The organism is Novosphingobium fluoreni (assembly GCF_014196615.1).
GTDB classification, from domain to species: domain Bacteria; phylum Pseudomonadota; class Alphaproteobacteria; order Sphingomonadales; family Sphingomonadaceae; genus Novosphingobium; species Novosphingobium fluoreni.
In genome coordinates this window covers 176,480-190,157 of the sequence record NZ_JACIDY010000002.1, presented here as the reverse complement: position 1 = coordinate 190,157, position 13,678 = coordinate 176,480, and the positions used below count along the sequence as shown (strand labels likewise).

9 protein-coding genes are annotated in these 13,678 nt (G+C 65.8%); 2 read left to right on the top strand and 7 right to left on the bottom strand.

Features of this window, described 5'->3' with window-relative positions; genetic code table 11:
- Positions 1 to 1,407, top strand: coding sequence for a succinylglutamate-semialdehyde dehydrogenase (locus GGR39_RS04590; RefSeq protein WP_183616482.1), 1,407 nt, complete (start codon positions 1 to 3; stop codon positions 1,405 to 1,407).
- 82 nt (positions 1,408 to 1,489) lie between these two features.
- Here the strand turns inward: GGR39_RS04590 and GGR39_RS04585 are convergent, their stop codons facing one another.
- Together GGR39_RS04585 and GGR39_RS04580 are read right to left on the bottom strand one after the other, a co-directional pair.
- Positions 1,490 to 2,200 carry a hypothetical protein gene (locus tag GGR39_RS04585; protein WP_183616087.1) on the bottom strand — a complete coding sequence of 237 codons (711 nt, stop codon included), beginning with the start codon at positions 2,198 to 2,200 and terminating at the stop codon, positions 1,490 to 1,492.
- A gap of 345 nt (positions 2,201 to 2,545) precedes the next feature.
- Positions 2,546 to 2,956 (bottom strand): glycine zipper 2TM domain-containing protein, encoded by a 411-nt coding sequence (locus tag GGR39_RS04580; RefSeq protein WP_183616086.1) that lies wholly within the window; start codon positions 2,954 to 2,956, stop codon positions 2,546 to 2,548.
- Positions 2,957 to 3,127: 171 nt separating this feature from the next.
- On the opposite strand from GGR39_RS04580, the gene rarD reads away from it, so the two are divergent.
- Positions 3,128 to 4,027 carry an EamA family transporter RarD gene (gene rarD, locus GGR39_RS04575; RefSeq protein WP_183616085.1) on the top strand — a complete coding sequence of 300 codons (900 nt, stop codon included), beginning with the start codon at positions 3,128 to 3,130 and terminating at the stop codon, positions 4,025 to 4,027.
- A gap of 3 nt (positions 4,028 to 4,030) precedes the next feature.
- Here the strand turns inward: rarD and GGR39_RS04570 are convergent, their stop codons facing one another.
- The 5 genes from GGR39_RS04570 to glgX form a co-directional block, all read right to left on the bottom strand.
- Positions 4,031 to 5,353: a dihydroorotase gene (locus GGR39_RS04570; protein WP_183616084.1), complete on the bottom strand. Its 1,323-nt coding sequence runs from the start codon at positions 5,351 to 5,353 to the stop codon at positions 4,031 to 4,033.
- 108 nt (positions 5,354 to 5,461) lie between these two features.
- Complete coding sequence (treY, locus tag GGR39_RS04565; RefSeq protein ID WP_183616083.1) at positions 5,462 to 7,876, bottom strand: malto-oligosyltrehalose synthase; 2,415 nt, start codon at positions 7,874 to 7,876, stop codon at positions 5,462 to 5,464.
- Positions 7,873 to 9,813, bottom strand: a complete 1,941-nt coding sequence (malQ, locus tag GGR39_RS04560; RefSeq protein WP_183616082.1) for a 4-alpha-glucanotransferase — start codon at positions 9,811 to 9,813, stop codon at positions 7,873 to 7,875. The genes treY and malQ overlap by 4 nt, the downstream gene beginning before the upstream one ends.
- Positions 9,810 to 11,504 carry a malto-oligosyltrehalose trehalohydrolase gene (gene treZ, locus GGR39_RS04555; RefSeq protein ID WP_183616081.1) on the bottom strand — a complete coding sequence of 565 codons (1,695 nt, stop codon included), beginning with the start codon at positions 11,502 to 11,504 and terminating at the stop codon, positions 9,810 to 9,812. Before treZ ends, malQ begins: the two co-directional genes overlap by 4 nt.
- Complete coding sequence (glgX, locus tag GGR39_RS04550; RefSeq protein ID WP_183616080.1) at positions 11,501 to 13,606, bottom strand: glycogen debranching protein GlgX; 2,106 nt, start codon at positions 13,604 to 13,606, stop codon at positions 11,501 to 11,503. Before glgX ends, treZ begins: the two co-directional genes overlap by 4 nt.
- Positions 13,607 to 13,678 lie beyond the last annotated feature (72 nt).

The following is a 13,678-nucleotide window of genomic DNA, read 5'->3' as shown; positions in this document are numbered from 1 at the left end:
ATGGCGGTCGAGCTGGTCTCGTTCGAACCCGCGACGGGCGCGGAAATGTGGCGCGGCCCGCTGGGCGATGTCGACGAGCAGGTGGCGCGCGCAAGCCGCGCCTGGCCGGCATGGGCCGCGCAGCCGCTCTCCACCCGCATGGAACTGCTGCGCCGCTTCGCCAATGAAGTGCGCAAGGATGCCGAAGCCTTCGCCACCCTGATCGCGCGTGAGACCGGCAAGCCGATGTGGGAGGCCAATGTCGAAGTCGAAAGCGTGATCGCCAAGGTCGAACTGTCGATCCGCGCCTATGCCGAACGCACCGCGCAACGCCGGCTAGACAGTGCCTTACAAGGCACGATGGCGCTGCGTCACAAGCCGCACGGCGTGGTGGCGGTGCTGGGGCCGTTCAATTATCCCGCTCACCTGCCTTGTGGGCATATCGTCCCCGCCCTGATCGCGGGTAACGCGGTGATCTTCAAACCGAGCGAAAAGGTGCCTGCCAGCGGCGAGTTCCTGGCGCGCTGCTTCCACAAGGCCGGCGTGCCTGCCGCGATCATGCAATTTTGCGCTGGCGGACCCGCAGAGGGTCAGAAGCTGGTGGCGCACGAAGGCGTGAACGGCGTCCTCTTCACCGGGTCGGCCCATACCGGCATCACCATCAACCGCCGCCTCGCCGCGCGGCCGGACAAGCTGGTGACGCTGGAGATGGGTGGCAATAACCCGATCGTCGTGTGGGACACGCCCAAGATCACGGATGCCGCCGCGATCGTGGTGCAATCGGCCTTCGCCTCCGCCGGGCAGCGCTGCACCGCCGCGCGCCGCCTGATCGTGAAAGACACCATGATCGAGCCACTTCTGGCCGAGGTGAAGTCCCTGGCGGACCGCATCATCTTTGGCGCACCGTTCGACAGCCCCGCCCCGTTCATGGGCCCGGTGATCGACAATGCCGCCGCCGATGGCCTGACCGAAAGCTTCCTCTATCTCCTCAGCCACGGCGGCCGGGCGATCAAGCACCTGGTGCGCCCCGACGAAGCGCTGCCGTTCCTTTCGCCCGCAATCATCGACGTGACCGCGATGGCAGAAAAGCCGGACGTCGAACTGTTCGGGCCGATTCTGCAAGTAATCCGCGTATCGGACTTCGACGAGGCGATCGCGGAGGCCAACGCCACGCGCTACGGCCTGGTCGCGGCGCTGGTGGGCGGCACGCCCCAGGAATACAACCGCTTCTGGGGCCATGCCCGCGCCGGCATCGTCAATTGGAACCGGCCGACGATCGGCCCTTCGCACGCCGCGCCGGTCGGTGGCACCGGGCTATCAGGAAACCACCGCCCCAGCGGCTTCTATGCGGCGGATTATTGCGCCTATCCAGTCGCGTCCGGCGAAATGGAGCAACCGCGCGCGGCGATCGGCGTAGGGTTGCGATAGAGGCCCGCGCGCGAAGTCTTTGAGATTTCACGCGACTCGAACGAAACGATGGAATGATGAGGGTAGAGGCGTAAGCTCTGCCTCACTCTCCGCTGGCGATCAGGTCCACTTCGGTCAGCCCGTTCTTCTGCTTGCGCGCATAGACCAGGTACGATTGTCCACCCTTGCGCCCGCCCAGCACGTGGTCCGCGCCGTCCATGCGATAATCCGCGCCGTAACCGGCTGCCGTCGCGCGGGTGTAGTAATAGTCCACCACGTCCTTGGGCGCGACCGGGCTGACAAAGGTGACCACGCGCAAGCGGCAGCCGCCCTCATCCGTACCCGCCGCTTCCTGCACGGCGCCGCGCGGATAGACCGGCAGGTCCTTGGGCAACTTGGCAGCCCAGGTGGCGGAATACTGGGCTTTCTTCGTGCAGTCGGTAGATGCGGCCTTGGCTTCCTGCGCGGCTCGCGCTGCGGTGGCAGCGCTTTCCACCAGCACATTTGTGGAGCCGGTCTGCGGTGCGGGTGCGGATTTCAACGTGCCGCCCGCCTGCACCATCGCTTCGTCCTTGGCCGCCGCAATCGCCTCGGGCGAGCGTTTTGCCGCTGGCAGTTCGGCCTGGCGGGTCTTTCCGGCGCCGCTGGCGTCGGACACGTTGGGATCGACCACGATCTGATCGCCCAGCGCGCCGCTGACCGCCGGATCGCTCTCCGCAGGTACCGGCGCATCCTTGTTGGAATTGCAAGCCGCCAGCAGCAGAAGCATCACGGCGGTGCTGCCGTTGAGCACGAAACGGGCCTTGTTCAACATCGTCGACGCATCCTTACCAGCCGGGCGACCTTCGCCTCGGGGCCTGTCTCACTACTCGGGCCTGACGTGCAGGCCCGACTGGCGATCAGCCATGGCGAGGAATGCATAAGGATTTTGGGAAAGTCTTGGTTAATAGCCGTGCCGTCCCGTTCCGGGATGCCCGTGCAACGAAGCGTAAACCACGGCCAAGCAAATAGGCGCGTCTCGCGCAGACACGCCAAGGAGGACGCCCCCGCAGGAGTGGGGGGACGCCCTCCCGGCGCGGTTCGCAACGCTAGAGCGTCGCGGTCACCCCGCCGTTCCCCCGCGCGTCGCCGTCCGCGCGGGAAAACCGGTCATCAGGTATTAGCGGCAGCGCGAACCGCCACGGTCGATCGCGCGACCGGCCAAGGCACCTGCGGCGGCACCGATCACGGTACCCAGAGTGCGGTCCCGTCCGCCGTCGATCGAGCGGCCCAGGAGGGCGCCGCCCGCACCGCCCAGCAGCAGGCCGGTGGTGCCGCTGCCGCGGCGGCAGTAGTAGCGGCCATCGTTACCGCGCCAGTTGCGACCGCTGTAGCGGTAGTCATCGCGGTAACCACGGCGATAGTCGTCACGATACCCGCGACGGTCACGCCAGTTGTTGTAGGTCTCGGTGCCGGGGGCGGAAAACGTCGTCGCGTTGTCGGCAAAGCTGACGGCTGCCGTGGCAGGGACCGCAGTCGCCAGCGTGGCGCTTGCAGCAGCGAGAGCGGAAATCTTGAGCAGAGTGTTCATCATCGTTTCTCCTTGGCGGCGGCACTGGGGAGATCCGCCTTACACATTCATCTTTAGACCACTTATTCTGAACAGATCGCAACGCGGTCGTCAGAAACGAAGTTTGCGATGAACCGAGTTTCCACGGTCGATCAGTTGCTTCGCGACACCGCTGATCATAGAGCGCGGCGGATGAACACCATCGAACAGCGCGGCGGCGGATTGCCTTATGCCTTGGCAGCTTACCTGTGCTGGGGGCTGTTTCCGCTCTATTTCCGCCTGCTGCATGATGTGCCGCCGTTCGAGATGGTTGGCTGGCGAATCCTGTTCACCTTGCCGACTTGCCTGCTGCTGGTGCTTTTTCTGCGGCAAGGATCGCAGCTGCGTGCGGCCTTCACCACGCGCAAGACGCTGCTGGCGCTTGCCGCCAGCGCCTGCCTGATCGGAACGAACTGGCTGATCTACGTGGTGGCCATCGCCACCGACCATGTCTTCGCGGCAAGCCTGGGTTATTACATCAATCCGCTGATGAACGTGGTGGCCGGCACGCTTTTCCTGAACGAGAAGCTGACGCGGCGGCAATGGATCGCGGTGGCCCTGGCCGCGATCGGCGTCGCGATTCTGGCGCTGGGGGCGCTCAACACCTTGTGGATCAGCATGGGGCTGGCGGTCAGCTTCTGCGGCTATGGCCTGGTGCGCAAGCTGACAGTGGTGGACGCGCTGCCCGGCCTGACGGTGGAGACGCTGGTGCTGGCCCTGCCCGCGCTGGCGCTGGTGGGCTGGCAGGCCGCCCAACCGGCCGGCATCTCGCTGGGCCATTCCACCACGATCGACGTGACGCTGGCCGCAGCCGGCGTGGTCACGGGATTGCCCCTCATGCTGTTCGCCGCCGCGGCCCGGCGGATGAGCTATTCCACGCTGGGCTTCGTGCAATTCCTGGCGCCCACGCTGATCTTCGTGCTGGGCGTCTTCGTCTTCCACGAACCGCTGCGGCCGGTGCAGCTTGTCAGCTTCGTCTTCATCTGGGCAGCGATCGCGGTGTTCTGCTGGGATCTGCTGGTCAGCCGCAAAGCGCGCGCGTCCGCGTCGTAAAACTTATAGCGCGCCGGCGAATCGCAGGGGCTGACCCTGTGCCTGGTTGGCCAGTTGGCCTTCCCACATTGCAGACTCGCCGCGAATGATCGTGCCGACGACGCGGCCTTTCAATTCCATGCCGGTGAACGGCGACCAACCGCAGCGGCTTTCCAGCCAGTCCTCCGCCACGGTGAAAGTGCCCTTGCGGTCAACCACGGTGAAATCGGCGTCATAGCCGGCCGCGATGCGCCCCTTGCCCACCAGACCGAACACGCGCTGCACGCCCGCGCTGGTCATGTCGATCAGCCGCTCCAGCGTCATGCGGCCATGGGCGACATGGTCCAGCATCAGCGGCAGCAGCGTCTGCACGCCGGGCATCCCGCTGGGGCTGTTGGGATAGGTTTTGCTCTTTTCCTCGATCGTGTGCGGCGCGTGGTCTGAGCCCAGTACATCGGGCACGCCCTGGTTCAGCCAGTGCCACAGCCCATCGCGATGCGCGCCCGAGCGGATCGGCGGGTTCATCTGCGCATATGTGCCCAGCCGCGGATAGGCCTCTTCGGCCGCGAGGGTGAGATGCTGGGGCGTCACTTCGCACGTGGCGACATCGCGGTGGTGGGACAGGAATTCCAGTTCGGCGGGCGTGGTGATGTGCAGCACGTGGATCGGCCGCCGCGCCTCCCGCGCCAGGCGCACGATGCGCCGCGTGGCCAGCATCGCGCTTTCATCGTCACGCCAGACGGGGTGGCTGGACGGATCGCCCTCCACCCTCTCACCCTTGCGGTCGTTCATGCGGGGCTCGTCCTCGGCGTGGATGGCCACGCGGCGGCGACCGCTCGCCAGCACCCGCGCCAGCGCATCGTCCTCCGCCACCAGGAGGCTGCCGGTGGATGCGCCCATGAAGATCTTCACCCCGGCCGTGCCGGGAATACGCTCAAGCTCGGCCAGGTTCTCGGCATTGTCCGCCGTCGCGCCGACGTAGAACGCATGGTCGCAGAACATGCGGTGATGCGCGCGCGAAAGCTTGTCCAGCACGCGATCGGCGGTGTCGGTGTTGGGATTGGTGTTGGGCATTTCGAACACCGCGGTGATGCCGCCCAGCACCGCGGCGCGGCTGCCGCTTTCCAGGTCCTCCTTGTGCTCCAGCCCGGGCTCGCGGAAATGGACCTGGCTGTCGATCACGCCGGGCAGCACATCCAGCCCGGTGCAGTCGATCCGCCGGGCCGCATCGGGATAGCTGCCGATGCCGATGATCTTGCCCTCGCGCACGGCGACGTCGGCATGGATCGATCCGGACGGCGTGTGGACGAGGCCACCGGTGAGGACGAGTTCGGGTGCGATGCTCATGGCGCGGCCTTTCGGTAGCGAATCGTTGGGCCCCGTCTGTCACGAACCGGGGCCTGTAGGACAGTCCTTATTGAACCGTGCGGCTGTGGCTGGATCGGCAGCGCACGGTCAGATTGTGGAGACGACATCGTCGGCGAACAGCGCGCTGGCTTGGTGCTTTCTAGCGCCATCTTCGATCACCGTATCGCCCCACCAGTCTGGCGGGGGAAACGGCTGTTCGTGCCCGAACAGGACCGCACCCAACCGGATCGCCATTGCGCAGACCACTCGCTCACCGCCGTTGTTCCGGGCAAAGGCCAGCACGTGTTCGGCCCGTTTGCCGGAGACCGAAAGCGGCTCGTAATCGCCCTCACGGATGGCGGTGGACGTGCGGCGCAAGTCCAGCAAACCGCGCGTCAAATGCAGCTTTTTGGCGCCCGTGCCGCTCTCCAGCAAGGCCTGCCGGGATGCGAAGTCCACCGGACGGCGATTGTCGGGATCTACCATGGAATAGTCCATCAGCTCGCAGGCTTGGTAGATATCGGGAACGCCGGGCGACAGCAGGTGCAGCGCGGTCTGCGCCATTGTGTTCGCAAGCGCCGGAGCCGCCAATTGCGCCATGAACCGGCCGAAATCCTGCTGGAACGTGGGGTCTTCCAGCAGCGCGGCGGCGAGATCGTGGCATTGCCCCTCGTACGCCTCGTCCGGGTCCTCCCAGGATGAGCGCAGCTTGGCTTCGCGCAAGGCCTTGCGTTGCCAATCGTGCAGGCGGGGCAACAGCGTATCATCCCCCGGCTCCCATGCGCCGACCAGGGTCTGCAGCAGCAGGTAGGCATCGGCAGGATCGACACCCGGTGCGTGCCGGGCCGCCAGCGCCAGCCAGTCTTCCAACCGGCGTGACCATTCCTCCGGAATCGCGCTCAGCACCGCCAGCCGGGCACGCGCATCCTCGCCGCGTTTGTGGTCATGCGTGGCGGTGGCCAGCATTGCGAACGGCGTTCGTTCGGCCCGGTGCTGCATCGCCTGGTGAAACGTCGCGATCGGGCAGGCCATGCCATCGGGATCGAAGCCGACGTCGTTCGCCGAAAGCAGCACGCCGTGGCGATAGAACGCGGTGTCCTCCACGCCCTTGGCCGCGATCGGTGCGGACAATTGCTGGAATCGGCGCACCGCGTCGGCCGCAGGCGCTCCGCCATCTCCGGCCAGCCAGTCCAGAACCGCGTCCAGCACGAGGATTTCGCCGGGAGGCATCAGCGGCAACGCGGCCTCCCGCGCCTCGGCCCGGACTTTCGCATCGGCATCAGGCGCGCCGGTGGCGGTGGCATACGTGCGATAGACCGGGAATACCCAGAGCAAGCGCTCAATCGCGCGGCGCAACATGCCCTTCGTGATCCACCCCTCGCCCGCATGCAGCGCCAGCGCGTGGAAGCTCGCCACGCAAGCCTCCAGCTGGCCCTCGAACTGCCAGGAGAGCAGGTCCTGTCTTGCGGGGACCGCCTCATCGGCGAACGCGGCGCTGCGGCCGCTGACCGCTTCCCACAAGGCCCCGAGCGGCGCCTGTCCGGAAGGCTCATGGAGCACTTCGGACACTTCGCGCATGAAGTCGTAGCCGCTGGTGCCTTCGATCTGCCAGTCCGTGGCGAAGGGTTCGTCCGCCGCCAGGATTTTCTCGACGACGACGTAGGCGGGCCGATCCGGTGCGATCTCGGCGAAGCGTTCGCGCAGGCGGCGGCAATAGCCGGCGGGATCGCTCAGACCATCGACATGATCCACTCGAACCCCATCGATCAATCCGCGACGGAACAAGTCGAAATACAACGCGTGGGTCCGCTCGAACACGGCAGGGTCTTCGATCCGAACACCGGCCAATTCATTGATCGAGAAGAACCGCCGCCAGTTGAGTTCGTCGTTCGCGGCGCGCCAATAGATCAGGCGATAATACTGGCGATCGAGCAGCGCCATCAGCGCCTTGCGGCCCTCCTCCCGATCCGGCGCATGTTGCGCGATGGCATCGTCAAGGTCCCCGGCGAGGTCCGGATCATCGGCCCGAACGGGATATATCGCGCCATCGTAAAGTTGAATGCCAAGACCCGATCCGCGGCGCACCAGCTTGATCGCGCCATCGTCCAAGGCTTGCGGCAGAGGCGTGCCCACCACCGGCAATGCCACCTTTTCGCGCCAGTCGATATCGAAGACCGGCGCAAAGGTGCTGCCCTCGCCATGCTCCAGCACGTCCAGCCACCACAGGTTCTCATCCCCGGCAACGCCCATGTGATTGGGCACGATGTCGATGATGAGGCCCAGGCCATGCTCCTTCAGCGTGGCGACGAGGCTGAGCAGCCCGTCCTCACCCCCCAGCTCGGGATTGACCTGCGTGGGGTCGATCACGTCGTAGCCATGAGTCGATCCTTTGGCCGCGGCGGTGATGGGTGAGGCGTAGAGGTGGCTCACGCCCAGCCGCGCCAGATACGGCACCACGGCTTGCGCATCGGCGAAGGTGAAGCCCGCGTGCAGTTGCAGGCGATAGGTGGCGGTCGGCCTCATGCCGGGCGGGCGGCGATCAGGCTGGCGACACGGCGGGCGGTGCTGGGATCGGCCAGCAGATCGGCCAGCGGCGCGGAAAGCCGCCGCCGCCAGTTGGGGTGCTGGTCGATCGTGCCCGGAAGATTCGGTTGCTCCTCCAGGCCCAGCAGGTCTTCCAGCGGGATGATGGCCAGCGCCGTCGGGGTGCTGGCCAGATGCGCCACTGCGGCGTCGACCACGGGTGCGGGGTCATCGATGGCCGGCTGCGGCTTGTCGTCGCCGATTACGGACCAGAGCACCGAACGATCGGCCATGCGGTTTGTCTCCTCGGTTTGCCAGTCGCCACCGCGCTGCAGGCGGCGGTTCCATTGAATGTCATTGCCGGTCCACCATCCGGCGATCGTGGCGGTATCGTGCGTGCCGGTCATGCCGACGGATTGTGCGGGGAAAGCGTCGGCGGCACGAAAGCCATCCTCATCCCGCTCAAACCACAGGACGCGCATTCCAAGGATGCCTTTGCTGGCCACCGGCGATACGAAGCCGGGCGGGCGCGTGCCCAGGTCCTCCCCCACGATCACCGCCCCGGCACGATGCGATTCCAGGGCGATCACGCGCAGCAGGTCCGCGAAGGGATAGCGCAGATAAGCGCCATCGCTGGCCGAAGCCCCCTGTGGCACCACCCAAAGGCGGGACAAGCCGAAAGCATGATCGATCCGAACGCCCCCCGCCTGGCGCAAGGCCGCGCGCAGCATCGCGATGAACGGCGCAAAGGCGGTGCGGCGCAAGCCCTGCGGCGAAAAGCTGGTGAGGGCCCAGTTCTGTCCGTCTGGCCCCAACGGATCGGGCGGCGCGCCGATCGTCAGGCCGGTCAGCATCGCATCCTGCATCGACCAGCCATCGCTGCCGCCGGGATCAACGCCTACCGCCAAGTCCGCGATCAACCCGATCGCCATCCCGCCGCGCTTGGCGTCAGATTGGACCGTGCCGAGAGCCTGTTCGGCCTGCCACTGGCCGAACAGGTGAAACGCGATTTCCTCCGGATGCTCACGCGCGAATTGCTGTACCGGAACGCCATCGGGAAACCGGTAATCCTGCGGCCAGGAACGCCAGTCAGCGCTGCCTAAATGCAGTGCCAAAGCATCGAACAAGGCGTGGCGGGTCAAGTGATCACCCTTGCCGACCGCCCACTGCTCCAGTTGCGCACGGTCCGTTTCGGTCAGGCGCGCAAAGGCCTGCCGCTGGCCCTGGGTCTGAGCGGCAAGCGCGCTGGACCAATCTATCAAGGCCTTGCTCTCACCGCCGGGAGCCTGAGCCAAGGCGGGATTGAGGAATAGCCGGCTGGACGGCGAATAGGGATAGAACGCCCGCTGACCCGGTGGCGGCGCATGAACGGGGCTGATCGCAATCGCGTCCGCCCCCTGCCCCGCCAGCAGGGTGACGGCATGGCGCAGATCGGCCAAATCGCCATAAGCGGTGGCCCGTTCCCGAAGCGACGGCAGCTGGATCGCGATCCCCCACATGTGGGATGCGGCGGCAGCGCTGAGATCGGCGGGCAGCAGGCAGCGCGGCGGCGCGATGATCAGCGCCAGCTCGGCATTGGCGATCCGCAAGCGGTGGTATCCCGTCTCGGCGATGGCGGGCAGCATACCGGATGCGATGGCCAGATGCCGCTCGCGCCCATCCTCCAGCGAGAGGATCGCGGTCGTCTCATGCGCAAGGCTTTGCGGCAGCGGCAGCGGCTCTCCCACGTCGCCCGCCAGATAAGTTGGCACCTGCGCCTGCTCGTCTGCCACCCGGGCAAGGCTTGCCGCCACCTCGGTGTCGTCAGCCGCCGGAAAGCCCAGTGCGGTCAGGATCGTCCTCAGCACCGCGTCGGCCACGGTCTGCGGGCGGCTTTGGGCATCCTCCCAGACGCGCACCACGCCGACCGCATCAGCCAGGTCGTGAAGGGGTGTCATGCCGGTTGGAACCATGCCGCGAACCGGCCATCCACCGCGCAGACCGGCTCACCTGCATGGTCCGGCAGCGCGGGATGCTCGCCTAGGTCTAGGGCGATCGTCAGCACGGCGCCATCACCTAATCGCCACGCAGCGGTGACCGCCTTGTCACCCACCGCCTTCGCCGCGATCACCTGGGCTCCCTTCAGACGAGGAACGATCAGGCGGGTGCGCAAGCCGATGATGCCGCGATAGAAGGCCTGCCACTCCGCCGCATCGGGGCCCGGTTCGGGGCGGGACGCGGCAAAGGTCGCTTGCGCATTGGGGTCCGGGATACGCTCACGCGCGGCTTCGTCGGCGAAAGCGGAGAACTTGGCGAATTCCTTGCGCCGCCCGTTTCGCACCGCGTCCGCCAGTTCATCGTGAAAGTCGGTGAAGAACAGGAACGGGGCGTGTGAACCGGTCTCATCGCCCATGAACAGCAGCGGGATCTGCGGGATCAGCAGCAGCAGCGCCGTGGCGGCACGCAACTTTTCCTTGCTGGTCAGCAACGTCAGCCGCTCACCCATGGCGCGATTGCCCACCTGATCGTGGTTCTGCAGGAACGCCACGAAGGCGCTGGGCGTCAGATGCCCGCTCGCACTGCCGCGTGGCTTGCCGTCCTGATTGGTGGACGGCTCTCCCTGGTAGATGAACCCCTCCGCCAGGCAGCGTGCCAGCCGCTCCGCCGGGCGATCGGCGAAATCGACGTAATAGGCGTCCGTTTCGCCTGTCAGCAAGACGTGCAGGACGTTGTGAAAATCATCGTTCCACTGCGCATCGTAGAGCCCCGGGGCGAGGCGATCAGCCTCGTTATGCTCGTTTTCCAGCACCAAATGGATATGCCGATCGGGTAATGCGGCGCGAAGATCGCGGGCCATCTGGTCCAGGAAAGCTGGGTTGCCGATCGCGTGCACCGCATCGAAACGCAGCCCGTCGATCCGATAATCGCGCAGCCACATCAGCGCATTTTCGCGGAAGAAGGCGGCGACGGCAGGTTCGTCCACCGCGACAGCGCCGCCCCACGGGGTATCGGCCTCCGCGTGGAAGAAGTCCGGAGCGTATCCCCCAAGGTAGTTCCCATCCGGCCCGAAGTGATTGTAGACCACATCCAGGAACACCATCAGGCCCAGGCCATGGGCCTTGTCCACCAGCGCCTTGAGATCTTCCGCAGAGCCGTAACTCTCCGCAGGCGCGAAGGGGAGGACGCCGTCATAACCCCAGTTTCGCGTGCCGGAAAAGGCGTTGACCGGCATCAGTTCGATGGCGGTGATGCCCAGCGCGGCAATCCGCTCCAACGCGGCGGCGACGCCTGAGAAGCCGCCCAGCGCCCCGACGTGCAACTCCTGAAGGATGACCTCCTCCCAGGGGCGGCCGGCCCACTCGGGGTACTTCCAGGGATACGATGTGGCGGGAACGACGCTCCAGCCATGAACCCCGCCGCTTTGGCCGCGCGATGCAGGGTCGGGAACGGCGACATCATCCGCGAGACGAAAGCGATAGCGGGTGCCGGGTTGCGCGGGCGCTTCGGTGTGGAGCCAACCGCCGTCGCTGATCAACGTGACGGGTTCCGCTCCGTCAATTTCCAGCGTCACGTGCTCCGCGCCGGGGGCCCAAAGGGAAAAGCGCCAAAGCCCCGGCGTGATTTCCAGTGGCCCCCAGCATTGTGTCATGCGGGAAATTCCGACACCGAGCGGATCAACGCCGCGCTGTGGGCCGCCAGTTCGTATTCATCGTCCAGCGTTTCCTCGCCCGCCTCTGGCCTTGCGCTGTCCAGCAGCAAGGTGCGCTGCGCCACGGTGCGGGTCAGTTTGAACAGGACCGGATCGCTGCTGGCGTTCAGCAGCAGGTTGATCGCCTCCACCCGGCCATCCTCCAAACGGGTCGCCCGCCGCATCGACAGCGCGCGGCCCTCCGGATTCTGCCAATCTTCGGGCGAAAGCTGCTCGCCGCGTTCGTCCCACCACTCGACATCGTTGATGCCTTCACCCGGCGAATCCTGGCCGTAGAGAAACACTTCGGATCGCAGCACCTCGTATTGCCGGCGCAAGCCGATCAGGCGCGAGGTGAAGGCGTTCAGCGCTGCGCCCTCTTCGGTTTCCAGCTGCGACCAATCGATCCAGCTAATCTCGTTATCCTGGCAATAGGCGTTGTTGTTACCGCCTTGGGTGCGTCCGAATTCGTCGCCCGCCACCAGCATCGGCGTGCCGAGCGAGGCGAGCAACGTCGTCAGCATGGAGCGCTGGACCTTGGCGCGGGTATCCTTGATGCCCTGATCGTCGGTCGGCCCTTCCGCACCCCAGTTGCGCGAGAGGTTGTTGTCATGCCCGTCGCGGTTGTCCTCGCCATTGGCTTCGTTGTGCCGCTCCTCGTAGGCGGCGAGATCGGCAAGGGTATAGCCATCGTGGCTGGTCAGGAAATTGACCGAGGCCCAAGGCCGCCGAGCGCGTAGATCGAACAAGTCGCCCGAGCCCGAAAGCCGCGCCGCAAGGTCCGCCCGCTGGCCCGCGTCACCCCGCCAGTAGCGGCGCGTGGTGTCCCGGAACTTGTCGTTCCATTCGGCGAAACCTGGCGGGAAATTGCCGAGCTGGTAGCCACCCATGCCAACATCCCACGGCTCGGTGATCAGCTTCAGGCGGCCCAGGATCGGGTCCTGCCGCAGGACATGGAAGAACGCGGCATTGGGATCGAAGCCATGATCGGTGCGGCCCAGCGTCAGGCCCAGATCGAAGCGGAAACCGTCAATCCCGTAGGACGTAGCCCAGTGCCGCAGCGAGTCCGCCACCATCTGAATCACGCGCGGATGCGTCAGGTTGAAGGTGTTGCCGGTGCCGGTATCGTTCAGGCAATAGCGCTTGTTGTCAGGCAGCAGGCGGTAATACGTGGCATTGTCCAGACCGCGCCAGCTGAGCGTCGGCCCCAGTTCGCTGCCCTCGCAACTGTGATTGTACACCACGTCCAGGATCACCTCGATTCCAGCCGCATGGAGCCGCCGCACGGCCACGCGCAGTTCGTCCTGCGTGCTTTCGTCCGCGAAGTAGCTGGGCTCGGGCGTGAAGAAATTCAGGGTGTTATAGCCCCAGTAGTTGCGCAGGCCCTTTTCCTGCAGGAACCGGTCCTGCGTGAAGGCGTGGATCGGCAGCAGTTCCAGCGCGGTGACGCCTAGGCGCTTAAGGTGATCGATCACTTTGGGGTGGGCCAGCCCGGCAAAAGTGCCGCGTTCCTGCGGCGGGGCCTGCTCCAGCAGCTTGGTCAGGCCCTTGGCATGGGCCTCGTAGATCACAGTCTCGGCCCAGGGCGTGTTTGGGCGGCGATCTTCCGACCAATCAAAGAAATCGTGCGTCACCACTGCCTTGGGCATGGCCGGGGCGCTGTCCCGCTTGTCGAACGCAAGGTCCCCACGGCGGCTGCGCAAGGGGTAGGCGTGCAGCACATCGTTCCAGCGGATATTACCCGAAAGCCGCCGTGCGTAGGGATCGAGCAGCAGCTTGTTCGGGTTGAAGCGGTGGCCCTGTTCCGGCTCGTAGGGGCCGTGGGCGCGATAGCCGTAGACCAAACCGGGCCGCGCATTCGGCAGGTAGCCATGCCACACCTCGTCCGTGCATTCGGGTAAAGCGAAGCGGGCCACCTCACGCTTGCCGTTGGCATCGAAGAGGCAAAGCTCGATCTTCTCGGCATGCGCGGAGAAGATCGCGAAATTGACGCCAAGGCCGTCGAACGTCGCGCCCAGCGGATAGGGCCGCCCGCCCTCCAGGTGATCAGGCAGAAGGCTCACGTCGCTATTCCCCGCAATGCACTGGTTTCTGGCAGGAAGAATGCCTGCTGACGGGATTGGATGCAGAGACTT

Coding starts and splice junctions, on each gene's coding strand:
- GGR39_RS04590 (WP_183616482.1), top strand. CDS start 1: ATGGCGGTCGAGCTGGTCTCGTTCGAACCCGCGACGGGCGCGGAAATG.
- GGR39_RS04585 (WP_183616087.1), bottom strand. CDS start 2,200: ATGTTGAACAAGGCCCGTTTCGTGCTCAACGGCAGCACCGCCGTGATG.
- GGR39_RS04580 (WP_183616086.1), bottom strand. CDS start 2,956: ATGAACACTCTGCTCAAGATTTCCGCTCTCGCTGCTGCAAGCGCCACG.
- rarD (WP_183616085.1), top strand. CDS start 3,128: ATGAACACCATCGAACAGCGCGGCGGCGGATTGCCTTATGCCTTGGCA.
- GGR39_RS04570 (WP_183616084.1), bottom strand. CDS start 5,353: ATGAGCATCGCACCCGAACTCGTCCTCACCGGTGGCCTCGTCCACACG.
- treY (WP_183616083.1), bottom strand. CDS start 7,876: ATGAGGCCGACCGCCACCTATCGCCTGCAACTGCACGCGGGCTTCACC.
- malQ (WP_183616082.1), bottom strand. CDS start 9,813: ATGACACCCCTTCACGACCTGGCTGATGCGGTCGGCGTGGTGCGCGTC.
- treZ (WP_183616081.1), bottom strand. CDS start 11,504: ATGACACAATGCTGGGGGCCACTGGAAATCACGCCGGGGCTTTGGCGC.